This is a genomic window from Acidobacteriota bacterium (assembly GCA_029861955.1).
Classification (GTDB): domain Bacteria; phylum Acidobacteriota; class Polarisedimenticolia; order Polarisedimenticolales; family Polarisedimenticolaceae; genus JAOTYK01.
On sequence record JAOTYK010000093.1, the window covers coordinates 1 to 2,744 of the forward strand.

Below are 2,744 nucleotides of genomic sequence, written 5' to 3' on the forward strand. Positions count from 1 at the left end.
GTTCGGCGCTACGTCGGGAGCCTCGGCGGTGCTCCCGGCGAGTCTCGCAGCGGCGTCCGCGGCCGGTGGGCGTGCCGCAGGACCACGGGCGGAGTGGGCGGTTGATCCGGTCGGCATGCCAAGGCCAACGATTCCCGCTCACGGACCGACGACGACCCTCGACCTCGCCTATCGATTCTCCGAGAACGCAACTCGCATCGAGACGCTCTACGACATCTACGGAGTCGCCCCCCGCAGGCGATTGGTTGAATACGATACCAACGGGGTGCTTTCCGCGTTCGGCCGATTCGACGAGGGACGACGTCACCGTTACCGGCTACTGGCCGGTGCTTCCGGAAGGGGGAGTGTGCGAGCCGAGATCAACGTCCTGACGGTCGGCCTGGACCCGTTTGTCCCACCTTCCGTGGATCTCGGTGACGGACTCGCGACGTTTCAGATTCGCGAGCGCGAGGGTGACGCACGGATACCCATCCGGTTGCAGGGGATGCCTGACGGCGGGACTCCCGGGGAGATCGAGGGCACGCTGCCCCGGGCGGAGCTACAACGGCTGATTCTTGGTCCGACCGCGGATCTGGCTCAGGGACGCGTGTTGGGTGGGTTGGGGCAACTGCCGCCGCAGCTGGGTCCCGTGTCTACGCTGATGTTGCTGCAGCAGGCGGCCAACGCCGGGGTGCCGTGGGGGCGAGCGGTCGAGGAGGGGTTCGGTGAGACCCGTGCCGATACCCTCGCCCGCTCGTTGAACGAGTGGTGGAGTGGGGCGCCGCCCTACGTCAGCATCGTCGGGACTCATCCAACCGAATCGGTCACGCGGTGGCGGGCAATGCAGACCGTCCCGACGACCGTTCCACTTGTCTATCTCGCCGGCGAGGGGCATGTCGACAACCGCCTCGAGGAGATCCGCGGGATCTGGAAGGCCGGGCCGGTGCACGCCGAATTGCCGCCGGGAGGCGACCGACGCCTGACCCTCATCGTCTCGGAGGAACCCCCTTCCGTCCTGGCGACACGGTTAGCCGGAGTCGCAAGCGATCCCTCGTACGAAGGACATGCGCTGGCCGTCTGGTCCCTGGACGGTGCCCTGCGTCCGGATCTGCCGGCGCGTCTGCTGGACATGCAGCGTGTCGCGACGATCGGAATCGGCAGCGAGACTCGGGTCAGCCAGCGTCGGATGGTCGAGATACTGGCCGATCTCTCGGCGTCATTGGCAGGATCGAAGAACCAGCCGATGCGTCCCGAGTCGCTGTCCGGCCCGTTCCTCTGGTTCTACTGAGCGGCCAACTTCTTCTTCAGTTCGCCGTTCTCGTACATCTCCATGACGATGTCACAACCGCCGATGAACTCTCCGCGGATGAAGACCTGGGGTGTGGTCGGCCAGTTGGTGTAGGCACAGAGCGCCGGGCGAATTTCGGGGTCCTGGAAGATGTTGCGGACCTCGAAGTCCTGCTCCAGCACGCTGAACACCTGCATCACGCGATGGGAGAAGCCACACATCGCCGCATTCTTCTCGCCCTTGGCGAAGATGAACACGTCGTGACTTGCGATGTCCTTCTTGATCTGTTCCGTCCAGTCCGAGACCTGCGTAGTCGGTTCCATTTCTGCTCCTGAGAATAAGACTACTTCGCGTCGTCGAGGGGTCGGGTCTTCAGGGCCAATGCATGCATCGCCCCTCCGATCAGATCGTCGACCGCGTCGTAAACCATGCGATGTTGTTCGATCAAACTCTTTCCGGCAAACTGCGGCGCTTCCACGACGGCCTGAAAATGATCATGCCCCGAGAAAGTCTCGACCTGAACCCGCGCCCCCGGCAGAGTCTCTTCGATCCGTCGCCGCACTTCTTCAAGGCTGACACTCTGATTGGGTTCCATGGGTTGTCCTTTTCCGCATTTTCGCGGCTGTTCGAATATAGCAGGCGACCCCCGGTCCGTCTCGGAAGCTCCACGTCGAGCAGCTCTGCGAGAACGCCGCGATCGCCGCAGATCGTTAGTCCGCCCGGGCGCGACCGGATTGTCGAAGCCAACCCCGGACCCGACGAGCGGTTGCGTCGTCGAGGGATGAGGCATCGGCCCGCCACCGCCAATTGCCGTGTTTCGTACCCGGTCGATTCATGCGGGTTTCGCTACCGAGAGCCCATAGATCCTGTAGGGGGATGAACACATCCTCGGCGGCGGAATCCAGCGCCAGCCGGATGGCGCGTTCCGTGGCCTCGCGAGGCTGGGTACCGAGATCGGCGTGGGCCCGGGTCCGCACCTCGCCACGCAAGCCTCGGAACCATCCCAGCAGCGTGTCGTTGTCGTGAGTGCCGGTATAGGCGACCGCGTTGCGTGGATGCCGGGAGGGGTGATGGATCGAGCGCGAGCTGTCGTAGGCAAACTGCAGGACCCGCGTCCCCGCGAGGCCGTGCGTCTCTCGCAGCCGGTGGACCGCCGGCGTGATGACTCCGAGATCCTCCGCAAACAGGCGGCGGGATTGGGCAGGTGGCAACGAACCCAGCAGCCTCGAGCCCGGTGCCGAAATCCAGCGTCCCCGACCCGTCCGATCAAACCCCCAGGTCGCGACATAGCCGCGGAAGTGATCCAGACGTAACCGGTCGAACCGCCGCAGTTGCGTATCGATTCTTGCTTGCCAGAGAGACTCGTTCGAGCGATCGTCCGCCTCCCAACGGTAGAGGGGGGCCTGCCATCGTTGACCACGACGAGAAAAATAGTCCGGGGGCACGCCGGCCTCCAGTTCGATCGTGCCGTCGGCAT

General features: G+C 64.5%; 4 protein-coding genes. 1 reads left to right on the forward strand and 3 read right to left on the reverse strand.

Annotated elements, in window-relative coordinates; genetic code table 11:
• On the forward strand, positions 1-1,267 hold a 1,267-nt coding region (locus OES25_17650), incomplete at its 5' end, for a hypothetical protein (GenBank protein MDH3629462.1).
• On the opposite strand, the gene grxD is transcribed toward OES25_17650, so the two are convergent.
• The 3 genes from grxD to OES25_17665 form a co-directional block, all read right to left on the reverse strand.
• A complete protein-coding gene (grxD, locus tag OES25_17655) occupies positions 1,261-1,590 on the reverse strand; it encodes a Grx4 family monothiol glutaredoxin (protein ID MDH3629463.1) in 330 nt (109 codons plus the stop codon). The genes OES25_17650 and grxD overlap by 7 nt on opposite strands.
• 20 nt (positions 1,591-1,610) lie before the next feature.
• A complete protein-coding gene (locus tag OES25_17660; protein MDH3629464.1) occupies positions 1,611-1,862 on the reverse strand; it encodes a BolA/IbaG family iron-sulfur metabolism protein in 252 nt (83 codons plus the stop codon).
• A 115-nt stretch (positions 1,863-1,977) separates the two neighbouring features.
• The coding region (locus tag OES25_17665) for a 4-alpha-glucanotransferase (GenBank protein ID MDH3629465.1) at positions 1,978-2,744 on the reverse strand (767 nt) is incomplete at its 5' end.

What these genes read in the sequence shown, in the direction of transcription:
- grxD (MDH3629463.1), bottom strand. Translation starts at nt 1,590, where the DNA reads ATGGAACCGACTACGCAGGTCTCGGACTGGACGGAACAGATCAAGAAG.
- OES25_17660 (MDH3629464.1), bottom strand. Translation starts at nt 1,862, where the DNA reads ATGGAACCCAATCAGAGTGTCAGCCTTGAAGAAGTGCGGCGACGGATC.